Source organism: Sedimentitalea sediminis (genome assembly GCF_042687825.1).
In the GTDB taxonomy this organism is placed as follows: Bacteria; Pseudomonadota; Alphaproteobacteria; order Rhodobacterales; family Rhodobacteraceae; genus Sedimentitalea.
The window spans coordinates 124,820-137,779 of the sequence record NZ_JBHUQE010000010.1; the positions used below are offsets into that span (position 1 = coordinate 124,820).

The 12,960-nt window shown below is 62.9% G+C and carries 11 protein-coding genes and 1 pseudogene; 11 read left to right on the top strand and 1 reads right to left on the bottom strand.

The genetic code is table 11. The annotated features are described in order from the left end of the window. Positions 1–95: 95 nt before the first annotated feature. From ACFMPD_RS10495 to pdeM, 10 genes and pseudogenes are all read left to right on the top strand, one after another. Complete coding sequence (locus ACFMPD_RS10495) at positions 96–1,334, top strand: CpaE/TadZ family protein (RefSeq protein WP_380993885.1); 1,239 nt, start codon at positions 96–98, stop codon at positions 1,332–1,334. A gap of 22 nt (positions 1,335–1,356) precedes the next feature. Continuing rightward, positions 1,357–2,802: pseudogene (locus ACFMPD_RS10500) on the top strand (CpaF family protein); the annotation flags it as partial. 150 nt (positions 2,803–2,952) lie between these two features. Continuing rightward, the gene (locus ACFMPD_RS10505; protein ID WP_380993888.1) at positions 2,953–3,921 is read left to right on the top strand and encodes a type II secretion system F family protein; all 969 of its coding nucleotides are present in this window, start codon (positions 2,953–2,955) and stop codon (positions 3,919–3,921) included. 10 nt (positions 3,922–3,931) lie between these two features. Continuing rightward, positions 3,932–4,915: a type II secretion system F family protein gene (locus ACFMPD_RS10510; protein ID WP_380993890.1), complete on the top strand. Its 984-nt coding sequence runs from the start codon at positions 3,932–3,934 to the stop codon at positions 4,913–4,915. 76 nt (positions 4,916–4,991) lie between these two features. Next, entirely contained in the window at positions 4,992–5,510 is a 519-nt protein-coding gene (locus ACFMPD_RS10515) for a tetratricopeptide repeat protein (RefSeq protein WP_380993892.1), read from the top strand. A 30-nt stretch (positions 5,511–5,540) separates the two neighbouring features. Continuing rightward, a complete protein-coding gene (locus ACFMPD_RS10520) occupies positions 5,541–6,389 on the top strand; it encodes a tetratricopeptide repeat protein (protein WP_380993894.1) in 849 nt (282 codons plus the stop codon). A 5-nt stretch (positions 6,390–6,394) separates the two neighbouring features. After that, positions 6,395–6,889, top strand: coding sequence for a prepilin peptidase (locus tag ACFMPD_RS10525; protein ID WP_380993896.1), 495 nt, complete (start codon positions 6,395–6,397; stop codon positions 6,887–6,889). 141 nt (positions 6,890–7,030) lie between these two features. Beyond that, positions 7,031–8,338, top strand: a complete 1,308-nt coding sequence (locus ACFMPD_RS10530) for a P-loop NTPase family protein (RefSeq protein WP_380993897.1) — start codon at positions 7,031–7,033, stop codon at positions 8,336–8,338. Positions 8,339–8,415: 77 nt separating this feature from the next. After that, positions 8,416–10,833, top strand: coding sequence for a ligase-associated DNA damage response DEXH box helicase (locus tag ACFMPD_RS10535; RefSeq protein WP_380993899.1), 2,418 nt, complete (start codon positions 8,416–8,418; stop codon positions 10,831–10,833). A 59-nt stretch (positions 10,834–10,892) separates the two neighbouring features. After that, the gene (gene pdeM / locus ACFMPD_RS10540) at positions 10,893–11,579 is read left to right on the top strand and encodes a ligase-associated DNA damage response endonuclease PdeM (protein ID WP_380993906.1); all 687 of its coding nucleotides are present in this window, start codon (positions 10,893–10,895) and stop codon (positions 11,577–11,579) included. Positions 11,580–11,602: 23 nt separating this feature from the next. Here the strand turns inward: pdeM and ACFMPD_RS10545 are convergent, their stop codons facing one another. Then, on the bottom strand, positions 11,603–12,376 hold the full coding sequence (locus tag ACFMPD_RS10545; RefSeq protein WP_380993901.1) for a LytTR family DNA-binding domain-containing protein: 774 nt from the start codon (positions 12,374–12,376) through the stop codon (positions 11,603–11,605). Between the two features lie 134 nt (positions 12,377–12,510). Here ACFMPD_RS10545 and ACFMPD_RS10550 point away from each other — a divergent pair, with 134 nt between their 5' ends. Next, positions 12,511–12,942, top strand: a complete 432-nt coding sequence (locus ACFMPD_RS10550; RefSeq protein ID WP_380993902.1) for a PaaI family thioesterase — start codon at positions 12,511–12,513, stop codon at positions 12,940–12,942. Positions 12,943–12,960: the final 18 nt, after the last annotated feature.

Here is a 12,960-nt window from a genome sequence, read left to right on the forward strand (position 1 = left end):
GACCATAGACGGTCAAACGCCGGCGAACGCAGGACAGCAAGAACGGGCCTTGGGTCCGCAGCGCCTGCCGAGCCTCGAATTTGGGGACTAAGGCAATGAGCAGTGGACAGGCACAACCAGAAATGAATCCGATCGTGGCCTGCACGATCAGCCGCGATGTTCAGAATTTCGATTTGCTGATCGAGGACATGGAAACCGCGCTGGGCGAAAGCTGGGGCGATCTGGGCTTTGCCGAAGCGCTGGCGTTCTTTGGCCAGCCCGAGGCGGACGCGCTGGAATTTGTCGCCCTGGCGATCGACTCGGATGACGAGGACAATCTCGTCCTGATGGGCGAGATCATTACCCAGGCCAAGACCCGCGGCATCCGCGTCATCCTGATCGCCGAGGATGTCACCCCCGCCTCGCTGCACCAGTTGCTGCGTCAGGGGGCCGACGAATTCGTCCCCTACCCGCTGCCCGAGAACGAGTTGCAATCGGCCATCGACCGTCTGAACACGCCGGAACCGGAACCCGAGGCGGTGCAACACAATACGCATCAGTTGAAATCCGGCACATCCAAAGAGGGCGCCGTGATGGTGGTGCATGGTCTGGCCGGCGGCGTCGGATCGACCACGGTGGCGGTGAATATGGCCTGGGAACTGGCCACGATCGACGCCGACGACCCTCCCAGCGTCTGCCTGCTGGATCTGGACCTGCAATTCGGCTCGGTGGCGACCTATCTCGACCTGCCCCGGCGCGAAACCGTGCTTGAGATGCTGTCGGACACCGAGAACATGGACGAAGAGGTGTTCGGACAGGCCCTGCTCAGTTTCGAGGACAAGCTGCAGGTCCTGACCGCACCTTCGGAGCTGGTGCCGCTGGACATTCTCGGCCCCGAGGATATCGAACGGGTCATCGCCATGGCGCGCAGCCATTTCGACTATGTGGTGATCGACATGCCCTCGACCCTGGTGCATTGGTCCGAAACCGTGCTGAACGCCGCGCATGTCTACTTTGCGCTGATCGAACTGGACATGCGGTCGGCCCAGAACGCACTGCGCCTGAAGCGGGCGCTGCAATCCGAGGACCTGCCGTTTCAAAAGCTGCGCTTTGCGCTGAACCGGGCGCCGAAATTTACCGATCTGTCGGGCAAGAGCCGGGTCAAGCGCATGGCCGAAAGCCTGGGCATCTCGATCGACCTGCAACTGCCCGAGGGTGGCAAGCCGGTGACCCAGGGCGCCGATCATGGCCTGCCCCTGGCCAGCTCGGCCGCCAAGAACCCGCTGCGCAAGGAAATCGCCAAGCTGGCGCTGTCCCTGCACCAATTGGGCAGCAGCGACGCCAAGGCGGCCTAATCACCAAGGGGGAGACCCAAGCATGTTTTCCAAATACAAGAAATCCGCAAAAGCAGCGCCGGCGGTGCAACCGGCGGCCAAGGCCGCAAATGTCGCCGAGGTCAATATCGAGGCCGCACCGGCCCCCGCCGCCGCCACCCTGCGCCGCCCGATGCCGACCAAGGCGGCCGAGGCCACCAACGCCGACAAGGATCGCAAGCGCAAGGAACGGCTGGGCGAAATCAAGATCGAGCTGCACCGCTCGCTGCTGGACAACCTGAACCTGGCGGCCCTGGAACATGCCAGCGAGGCGGAACTGCGTGGCGAAATCAGCAGTATCGCCAGCGAACTGCTCGAGGAACGCGGGATCATCCTGAACCGCGAGGACCGCCAGACCCTGAACAAGGAACTTTACGACGAGGTCACCGGCCTCGGCCCGCTGGAGACGCTGCTGCAGGACGAGACGGTCAACGACATTCTGGTCAACGGCCCGCAACAGGTGTTCGTGGAACGCGCCGGCAAGCTGGAACTCAGCGACATCACCTTTAAGGACGAGCGTCACCTTCTGCGCATCATCGACAAGATCGTCAGCGCCGTGGGTCGGCGTGTCGATGAATCCAACCCCTATGTCGATGCCCGCCTGGCCGATGGGTCGCGGTTCAACGCCATGGTGCCGCCGGTCGCGGTGGATGGCAGCCTGGTCTCGATCCGGAAATTCAAGAAGGACAAGCTGGGCATCGACGACCTTGTCGGGTTCGGCGCCTTTTCCGAAGAGATGGCGGCCTATCTGCAGGCCGCGGTGGCCACCCGGCTGAACGTGATCGTGTCGGGCGGTACCGGCTCGGGCAAGACGACGACGCTGAACGCCCTGTCCAGTTTCATCGACAATGCGGAACGCATCCTGACCATCGAGGACACCGCGGAATTGCAATTGCAGCAGACCCATGTGGGCCGCATGGAAAGCCGCCCGCCCAATGTCGAAGGCAAGGGCGAGGTCAGTCCACGCGACTGTCTGAAAAACGCCCTGCGGATGCGCCCGGACCGCATCATCGTCGGCGAGACCCGCGGCGAAGAGGTCATCGACATGCTGCAGGCGATGAACACCGGCCATGACGGTTCGATGACCACGATCCACGCCAACAGCGCCCGCGACGGGGTCAGCCGTCTGGAAAACATGATCGCGATGGCCGGGATCGAGATGCCGCTGAAGGCGGTGCGCAGCCAGATCTCGTCGGCGGTCAATCTGATCGTGCAGGCCAGTCGCCTGCAGGATGGCAGCCGACGGATGACCTCGATCACCGAGATCACCGGCATGGAGGGCGACGTGATCTCGATGCAGGAAATCTTCAAGTATCAGCGCACCGGGCTGACGCCGGACAACAAGATCATCGGCCATTTCACCGCCACCGGCGTGCGCAGCCATTATTCCGAACGCTTCCGGATGTGGGGTTATGACCTGCCGGCGGCGATCTATGAACCNAATCTTCAAGTATCAGCGCACCGGGCTGACGCCGGACAACAAGATCATCGGCCATTTCACCGCCACCGGCGTGCGCAGCCATTATTCCGAACGCTTCCGGATGTGGGGTTATGACCTGCCGGCGGCGATCTATGAACCCACCGTGATGGAGTAGAACTGATGGAACTGAGTGCCGAACCGCTTATCTATGGCCTGATCTTTGTCGGTGTCCTGGTTCTGGTCGAAGGCATCTATCTGGTGGCCTTTGGCAAATCGATCAGCCTGAACAGCCGCGTCAACCGGCGGCTGGAAATGCTGGACAAGGGCGCCGGGCGCGAACAGGTGCTGGAACAGCTGCGCAAGGAAATGCGTCAGCACATGAAGACCCGCACGATCCCGCTGTATTCGCTGCTGGGCGAAAAAGCGCAAAAGGCGGCCATCGCCTTTACCCCGCGCCAGTTGCTGATGATCATGGGCGGCGTATCGGTCGTGGCCTTTCTGGGGCTGACCATCGGCACGGCAACCGATCTGCCCGTGCGCCTCGTCGCGTCGGTCGGCATCGGTGTGGGCGGTGTCTATTTCTGGGTCAACGCCAAGGCCAAGAAACGCATGTCGATGATCGAAGAGCAATTGCCCGACGCGGTGGAATTGATGGTGCGCAGCCTGCGGGTCGGTCATCCGTTTTCCTCCGCCGTCAGCATCGTGTCCAAAGAGATCGAAGACCCGCTGGCCACCGAATTCGGCATCATCGCCGACGAAGCCGCTTATGGGCGCGACATCGGCGAGGCGCTCAAGGAAATGGCCGAACGTCTGGATATGCAGGATTTGCGCTTTCTGTCGGTGGCGGTCACCATCCAGCAGCAGTCAGGCGGCAACCTGGCCGAGATCCTGGCCGGTCTGGCCAAGGTGATCCGCGCCCGCTTTCGCCTGTTCCGCCGTGTCAATGCGATCACCGCCGAGGCGAAATGGTCGGGCAAGTTCCTGTCCGGTTTCCCGCTGTTCTGCCTCTTGGTGATCACCGTCAACGATCCGAACTATTATGACGAGGTGCTGGACCATCCCTGGTTCATTCCCGCCTGTTTCGTCGTCGGCATCCTGCTGGCTGCCAACCTGCTGGTGATGCGCGTTCTCACTGACATCAAAGTGTAAGGAGGCCGAGATGCAATTTCTGACCGATATCAACGATCTGCTGACCGGTTCGCTGGGCGAGTTCGGACCGATCATCGCCGTTGGCCTGCTGGGGCTGTTCATGGTGCTGCTGACCATTCCCATGATGCTGAACCAGCGCGAGGATCCGCTGAAGAAACTCAAGCGCGACAACAACCCGGAAAGCGGCGGCAAGGCCAAGAAAGAGCGCCTGCGCCAGACCGGGCGCAACGAACAGCTGCAGAAATTCGCGACCTTCCTGGAGCCCAAGAACGAAGAGGAACTCTCGGCCATGCAGCTGACGCTGCGCCAGGCCGGATACCAGTCCAAGGACGCGGTGCGGTTCTTTCACTTTGCCCAGTTTGCGTTGGGCATTCTGGGTCTGATCGGCGGCGTCACCTATATCGGCATGCTGAGTTCCCAGGGCCAGGAACTGGACAACCAGCAGATGCTGATGTACGTGCTCGGCCCCGGCGGCGTCGGATACATGTTGCCGAAATACTGGGTGACCCGCCGTGTGGCCGCGCGCAAAGAGGCGATCGAGCGCGGTTTCCCGGACTCGCTGGACATGATGCTGGTCTGTGTCGAGGCCGGGCAGTCACTGGATCAATCCATTGTCCGGGTCTCGGCGGAATTGCGGGCCTCGTACCCCGAACTGGCCGAGGAATTCGAAGTCGTCGCCTACGAGATGAAAGCGGGCAAGGACAAGGCGGCCGTCCTGCGCGACATGGGCACCCGCTGCGGCGTGCAGGACGTTTCGTCCTTTGTCACGGTGCTGATCCAGTCAGCCACGTTCGGCACCTCGATCGCCGATGCCTTGCGCGTTTATGCCGGCGAAATGCGGGACAAGCGCGTGATGCGCGCCGAAGAGGCCGCAAACAAGTTGCCAACCAAAATGACCCTTGCCACTATGGGCCTCACGGTGCCGCCATTGCTGATCATCCTGGTGGGACCTTCGGTGCAGGGCATCTCGAATTTGGGCAACATGAGCAGGTAAATCCATGCCGCCATCGGGCGAGAGGCCGTCACCGGCTATTCGCAATCTGGGCTTGGCCATCGTCCTTTTCGGGGCGATGGCTGCCTGCAGTCCGCGTCCGATTTCGGACGCCCAGGTCGGCCCCTATGCCCCAGGTGTTGACCGCAGCAAGACGGCGGTCGACGGCATGGAAGTCGGCAACCGGCTGCTGGCCGCCGGGGAATACGAACTGGCGCTGGACGCCTTTACCCGCGCCGCACTGGATCGTGGCCTGACCGCCGAGGTCCTGACCGGCCTGGGTACCGCGAATCTGGGGCTGGGACGGTTGGGGCAATCCGAGAAACAGCTGCGCGATGCGGTGGCCGCCGCACCGGACTGGCCCGAAGCCTGGAATAACCTTGGGGTTGTATTGATCGAACAGGGAAAAATTCCCGAAGCGCAACAGATTTTCCGCAAGGCCTATGCACTGGACAATGGCGAAAGTGACTCAATCCGGGACAATCTGCGCTTAGCGCTCGCAAAAAACGAAATTTCTGCTATTAATACTGGACAAAACCAAGACTATAAATTGGTGCGGCGGAGCAGCAGCGACTATCTGATCCGCAAGACACCATGACAGAGGCAAAAGCAGTAAAGGACGCAAAAAATGCGCCACCTTCTTCTGATCCCTTCGGTCATCGCGGCGGGGCTGACCCTTTCGGCCTGTACCGAAAAGGCCGACGAAACGGTCGAACGGGCCTTTCAGGACGTCAATGTCGTCGATGAAAGCGATCTGAACGACGTGATGCTGACCGTGTCCGACCCGAACGAGGCGGTCGACTATTTCTCGCGCAGCTTGAAACAGAACCCGAACCGCATCGATTTGCAGCGCGGCCTGGCCCTGTCGCTGGTCCGCGCCAAGCGTAACACCGAAGGTGTCAGCGCCTGGAAAAAGGTGGTGTCGATGCCCGGGGCGACTTCGGACGACAAGATCGAACTGGCCGATGCCCAGATCCGCAACGGCGACTGGAAGGATGCGGAAAAGTCCCTGGACAGCGTGCCGCCCACCTACGAGACCTTCAAACGCTACCGGCTCGAGGCGATGGTGGCGGATGCCAACCGGGAATGGAAAAAATCCGACAGCTTTTACGAGACCGCCGTCGGCCTGACCACCAAACCCGCCGGGGTGATGAACAACTGGGGCTATTCCAAGCTGACCCGCGGCGACTATTCCGGTGCGGAACGGTTGTTCGGTCAGGCGATCCGTCAGGACCCGTCGCTGTTCACCGCCAAGAACAATCTGGTTCTGGCCCGTGGTGCGCAGCGCAACTATTCCCTGCCGGTGATTCCGATGGATCAGACCGAGCGGGCGGAATTGCTGCACACGATGGCGCTGACGGCGATCAAACAGGGCGATGTCAAGACCGGCGAAGGTCTGCTGCGCGAGGCGATCGACACCCATCCGCAGCATTTCGAAGAGGCGACGCGGTCCCTGCGCGCACTTGAAAGCACCTGACGGCAATGTCGGTTTCCGCATCGGCCGCCCTGTGGTTCCTGCCGTTCGTGATTCCGATCTGTTTCTATGTCGCCTTTACCGACCTGCGCGACATGCGCATCACCAACCAGTCTGTACTGCTGCTGGCGGCGGTGTTTCTGTTGGTCGGGCCATTTCTGCTGCCCCTGTCCACCTATGGCATGAGCCTCGTTCAGATGGGCGCGGTGCTGGTGATCGGCATCATCCTGAATGCCGCCGGCGCGGTCGGTGCCGGCGACGCGAAATTCGCCGCCGCCGCTGCGCCCTATATCGCGGTCGGTGATCTGCGGCTGCTGATCGCGATCTTTGCCGCCAACCTGCTGGCCGCCTTTCTGACCCACCGCCTGGCGAAATACACGCCGCTGCGCCGGATCGCACCGGGGTGGAAAAGCTGGGATGCGGGCCTGAAATTCCCGATGGGGCTGTCGCTGGGCGGCACCCTGGCGATCTATCTGATCCTGGGCGCCAATTTCGGGCGCTAAGGGGCGAGGATTCACCGAATCTAAAACTGTCTGCCGCACCCTGTCGGGCAACAGACCGATCAGTGACACATGCCCGCCCGCCGCGCCCCCGGGGATGCACCGGGCCCAGACGGACGCGACCCAACCACAGGCAGACCCCCGATGAACATGCAGAACGCCGCGGTGATTCAGCCGCCCGCCCCCCGCACCATGGCCGAGATGCAGCTGCCCATGGTGATGATGCGCGACATCCTGCTGAAAACCATATTCCGAAAGAACGCCGACACGGTGTCGGAAATCGCCCAGGCTGTGTGCCTGCCGATGCAGGTCACGCAGGAACTGGTGGACATCGCCCGCGATCAGCGCCTGCTTGAGGCCACCGGCACCCTGAACGCCAACAGCGGCAACGAAATGGGCTATCAGTTGACCGATGCCGGCAAGGCACGGGCGTTGGACGCCTTGGCGCAATCCGAGTATTTCGGTGCCATGCCGGTGCCGCTGGACGTTTACCGCGAACAGGTCAAACGCCAGTCCATACGCAACATCCAGGTCACGCGCGATCAACTGGTCCGGGCGATGGGGCATCTGGTTCTGCCGGACAGCCTGCTCGATCACCTGGGCCCCGCGGTCAGTGCCGGGCGCTCGATCCTGATGTACGGGCCCCCCGGCAACGGCAAGTCCTCGATCTCGAACGGCATCCGCGACGCGCTGGGCGACCGGGTCTATGTGCCGCGCGCCATCGAGTATTCCGGCCAGGTCATCACCGTTTACGACCCGATCGTGCATTGCGCCGTTGACGAGGTGCGCGACGATCCGACCACGCTGCGCCGCGTGAAACGGTTCGATACGCGCTATGTCTGTTGCGAACGCCCCACGGTGGTTACCGGCGGCGAACTGTCGCTGAAAATGCTGGACCTGGTCTATAACCCCACGGCGCGCACCTATCAGGCACCGCTTCAGCTGAAATCCACCGGCGGCATTTTCATCGTCGACGACCTGGGCCGGCAAGAAGAGCCGCCACAGGCGCTGATCAACCGCTGGATCGTGCCGCTGGAGGAAAACAAGGATATTCTGGGTCTGCAATCGGGGGAAAAATTCGAGGTGCCCTTCGACACGCTGGTGATCTTTTCCACCAACTTTCACCCGAACGAGATCTTTGACCAGGCCGCCCTGCGCCGGATCTTCTTCAAGATCAAGATCGACGGCCCCAGCCAGGAAAACTTTCTCAAGATCTTTGCCCTGGTGGCCCGGGCAAAGGGCATGCCGCTGGATGAACCGACCCTGCTGCATCTGCTCAGGGTCAAATATCCGACGATCGACAACATCTTTGCCAATTATCAGCCGGTCTTTCTGATCGATCAGATGATCGCGATCTGCGAATTCGAGGGCATTCCCTATCAGATGAGCCCGGACCTGATCGACCGGGCCTGGGCCAACATGTTCGTGCGGGACGAGAAAATCGTGAAGTGACCCGCCCTGCCGCGACCGGCAAGGCGCCAGCGGGTTTGGGGGCTGTCCCGGGGACGGGGCTGCGATAGACTGCAGGCATGCAACTGCCACGCCGTTTTCACGACTGGTTTTCCGCCCGGGGCTGGTCGGTTCATCCGCATCAGCTGGACATGCTGGCATGTGCCGATGCGCCGGCCGTCCTGTTGATCGCCCCCACTGGCGGCGGCAAGACCATGGCCGGGTTTCTGCCGACCCTGGTCGATCTGGCGGACCATCCCCATGACGGGCTACACACGCTGTATATCAGCCCGCTCAAGGCGCTGGCCGCCGACATCCGGCGCAATCTGCAGACACCGGTGGACGAGATCGGCCTGCCGGTCCGCATCGAAGACCGCACAGGCGATACTTCGGCCACGCGCAAGAAACGCCAGCGCGCCGATCCGCCGCATATCCTGTTGACCACACCCGAAAGCCTGGCGTTGCTGGTGTCCTATCCTGACGCGCCGCGTATTTTCGCCGGGCTGAAACGGGTGGTGGTCGATGAAATCCACGCCCTGGCCGAAAGCAAACGCGGTGACCAGCTGATGCTGGCGCTGGCCCGGTTGCAGATCCTGTGTCCCGGGCTGCGTCGCATCGGGCTGTCGGCGACGGTCGAGGATCCAGCGGCCATCGGGCGCCTGTTGGCCCGCCATCCCGATCCCTGCCAGATTCTGCTGGCCGATCCCGGCCCGGTGCCCGATATCCGCATGCTGGAAACCGACGCCGCGCCGCCCTGGTCCGGCGGCGGCGGCGCCTATGCAATCCCGGCGGTCATGGCTCAAATCCACGCGCACCGGACCACGTTGATCTTTCACAACACCCGCGCACAGGCCGAAATCTTCTTTCACAACCTCTGGCTGGCGAATCTCGAGGATCTGCCCATCGGCATCCATCACGGCAGTCTTGACCGACACCAGCGCGAACGGGTCGAGGCGGCGATGGTGCGGGGCGATCTGCGCGCCATCGTCTGCACCGGCAGCCTGGATCTGGGCATCGACTGGGGCGATGTGGATCTGGTGATCCAGATCGGCGCGCCAAAGAACGTCAAGCGGCTGGTCCAGCGGATCGGCCGTGCCAACCACCGCTACAACGCGCCGTCCAAGGCGCTGCTGGTGCCGGCCAACCGTTTCGAAGTGGTGGAATGCCAGGCGGCCCTGCAGGCGGTGCGTGCCGGTGATCTGGACGGCGCGCCGCGCGGCCGCGGCCCCTTGGATGTTCTGTGCCAGCATATTCTGATCACCGCCTGTGCTGGCCCCTTTCAGGCCGATGATCTGTTTGCCGAGGTCAAAGGTGCAGGTCCCTATGCCGATCTTGCGCGCACGGATTTCGATCGCTGCCTGGAATTCGCCGCCACCGGGGGCTATGCCCTGCGGGCCTATGACCGCTGGCAACGGTTGCTGCAGCGCGCCGACGGGCACTGGCAGCTGCGCGATCCGCGCGCGGCCCAGCGCATCCGGATGAATATCGGAACCATCCAGGACAGCGACACGCTGAAGGTCCGGTTGAAACGCAGCCGGGGCGGCAAACCGCTGGGCGAGGTCGAAGAGGGGTTTGCCGCCAGCCTCTCTGACGGTGACACCTTTTTGATCGGTGGCCAGATCGTACGGTACGAAGGGCTGCGCGAGATGACCGTCGAGGTCAGCCGGAACGCGGACAAAAAGCCCAGGATCGCCACGTTCAGCGGCACCAAATTCGCCACATCGACCCAGCTGAGCGCCCGTATGCTGGATATTCTGGCCCAACCGGGCTGGCCCGAACTGCCCGGGCACACCGCCGACTGGCTGGCACTGCAACGTCAGGTCAGCCGCCTGCCCCGGCGCGGCCGGCTGCTGATCGAGAGCTTTCCTCATGACGGACACCAGCACGCCTGCATCTACGGGTTTGCCGGGCGCAACGCGCAACAGACGCTGGGTCTGTTGCTGACCAAACGGATGGAAGAGACCGGCCTGCATCCGCTGGGATTTGTCGCCACCGATTATGCGACGCTGATCTGGGGGCTCGAGCCGCTGCTGGATCCGACACCGTTGTTCGATCTCGCGTCTCTGCGGGCCGGACTGGATACCTGGCTGGCCGGCAACGCGGTGATGAAACGCACCTTTCGCGCCAGCGCCACCATCGCCGGGTTGATCGAACGAAACACGATGGACGCGCGCAAGAGCGGACGTCAGGCGACGTTTTCATCGGACATCCTGTATGACACCCTGCTGAAATACGACCCCGACCACCTGCTGTTGCAGATCACCCGCACCGAGGCGCTGCGCGGGCTGGTCGATTTCGACCGCATCCGGGAGCTGATCGAACGCGTCGGCGACCGGTTCGATCTGCTGCGACTGCCGCGTATCACTCCGCTGGCGGCGCCGTTGCTTCTGGAAGTCGGCAAGGTGCCGATCAAGGGGGCGGCAGAAGAGCGCCTGCTGGCCGACGAGACGCGGCGGCTGATGGTTCGTGCCGGCTTGCAACCCGCCCCCACGCCATGAGCGCGGCGGACCGGATTTCAGGGCTTGCCAAACACGCGCCCATCGGCAAGGAACGGATCATGAACGGGTTGCCGCTTTCTCTGGCCGGAGCCGATCTGGTAGCGTTGTCGTCGGGCGCGTTGTGGTGGCCCGCACGGCATCTGTTCTGCGTGTCCGATCTGCATCTGGGGAAATCGCAGCGGATGGCACGGCGCGGCAGCGGCCCGGTGCCACCCTATGATACAGCCGACACGCTTGCGCGACTGGCGGCCGAACTGCAGCAGTGCGCCGCCCGCACGGTTGTCTGCCTGGGCGACAGCTTTGACGATCCGCAGGCGGCCCGGGCGCTGCCGGAAACCGCGCGTCTGTGCATCGCCGGTTTGCAAGCGGGGCGGCGCTGGATCTGGATCGAGGGCAACCACGATCCCGGCCCACTGAATCTGGGCGGCAGCCACCTGACGGCGCTGACCGTCGGCCCCCTGTCGTTTCGCCATATTGCCGATCCCGGCGAAACCGCCGAGATATCGGGACATTACCATCCAAAGGCAATGCTGCGCAGCCACGGCCGGTCGATGGCCCGGCCGGCATTTCTGGCTGACCGCGACCGGATCATCCTGCCGGCCTTTGGCACCTATACCGGTGGTTTGCGCAGCGACGCACCGGTTCTGGACCGGCTGATGCGCCCGGACGCGCTGGCCTATCTGACCGGCACGACCGTGCATGCGATCCCGATGCCGCGCCAGCGGCCGGGGCGCGGCTCATGCTGACCCGTCCAAGGCCGCTTGCAGGCTCAGATCAGGCCCGCTTCCTCCAGGGCTGGGCGGTACTTGCGGCTGACCGGCACCCGGTCGCCATTGACCAGCCGCACGAAAATCTTGCCTTTTTCCCGTTCGGACCCCTCGATTGCGTCCTGCACCACCCAATGCGAGCGATGAGTGCAATGGCCGATCACCGTGTCCATTTCGTCGATGGCATCGGCAAACCGCAACCGGATCGTCTCAATCCCAGCGGCCGCAACCACATCGACGAAATGGTCGCGCACCGTCAGGCGCAGGATCGGCCCTTCAAAGTCCGGCGACAAGCGGCGGGTCAGGCGCGGCGGTGCGGGCACGTCCTGCGTGATCGGCTGGGTGCCGAAATAGCCGACGGTTTCGAATCCGGGCAGGATGCGGCGGCAGACGCAGATCGCAGCGGTGATGGTCGCAACGTAATAGAACAGCTTGTACAGGCTTGGACCCGAGCCAGCGGCACGATGAAGTAAGAAGTGACTGAGCCCCCACAGGACCGGCGTGAACAACGGAACCATCAGCGCGGTCATCAGCAGGTCGGTCAGAATCGGGCGATGTGCCGGCACCAGGTGGCGCGCCACCGCGTGACAGCCATGCCCGATGATCACCGAGATGCCAACGACCGCGGTCCAGTACAGCAGGCGCAACCAGAACGGCGTGGTTTCATAGGTGCCGAACGGACCTGCCGCAGCGGCGACAATCGAGGTCAGGGCCAGAATTGTCAGTGTGCGCCAAGTGAAAAGCGGCCGATAGCTTCGTGCGATGGCTTTGATCATCCAGAATACGACTTCAGTTTCACTTTGGCACCCCAATTGCCTTAACCTGCAAACAACCAGGGAACCGTCACCAGGCCGGTTCCGCATCACCGCATCGGGCGGGGCAGAATAACGCGCAGAATATAGGGAACTCTATGGACGAACACAACGTACAGGCGATGCATCGCCGGATACAGGCGAGTTTTGACCGGCAGGGCATGATGACGACTCTGCAGGCGCAACTGCAGTCGGTGTCGCGCGGCCAGGTGGTGATTTCGGCACCGATGCTTTCCGCTACCAGCCAGCAACACGGCGCCGCGCATGCGGCGCTGACCTTTGCCCTCGGCGATTCCGCGGCAGGCTATTCTGCCTTGACGCTGATGCCCGAGGAAAGCGAGGTAATGACCGCCGAAATCAAGATCAACCTGTTGGCGCCAGCCACGGGTGAACGGCTGCGGGCCACCGGCCGGGTGATCAAACCCGGCCGCCGCCTGATGGTCGTGTCGGCCGAGGTGCACGCCATCGACGCCGGCACCGAGACGCTGGTGGCGGTGTTGATGGGCACGATGGTGCCGGTCTCGCCCTAGAGCGTGATGACGTCAGTC